A 281-nucleotide genomic window follows, 5' to 3' on the forward strand; every position below is an offset into this window, starting at 1 on the left:
CCCAGGCGTTGGGGATGGACTTCCACCGCGACGAAAACGGCCAGTTCATCATCCTGCCAAAAGGGATGAAGGCAGTCAGCGGGTGGACGTTCGAGAATGGCAGCCGACAGGCAGTGAAGTTGGAGAAGTAGGCTATGACGGAGATCGAGAAGGCCTTGCTAGACGCCTTGGAGAGTTTACAGAGCGAGCACGAGCAGCAGCTGAGCAGTTTCGCCGAGACCTTGCAAAGTATGCGGATCGAGCACGCGAAGGGCTCGAAGCTGTGGGCCGAAGCTGCCGCG

General features: G+C 59.1%; 1 protein-coding gene. It reads left to right on the top strand.

The annotated features are described in order from the left end of the window. Positions 1–134: 134 nt before the first annotated feature. Positions 135–281: MbeD/MobD family mobilization/exclusion protein (locus GHO03_RS25980; RefSeq protein ID WP_372241802.1), on the top strand; the 147-nt coding region annotated here is incomplete at its 3' end.

This window comes from Pseudomonas sp. FSL R10-1339 (assembly GCF_009600545.1).
Classification (GTDB): domain Bacteria; phylum Pseudomonadota; class Gammaproteobacteria; order Pseudomonadales; family Pseudomonadaceae; genus Aquipseudomonas; species Aquipseudomonas bubulae.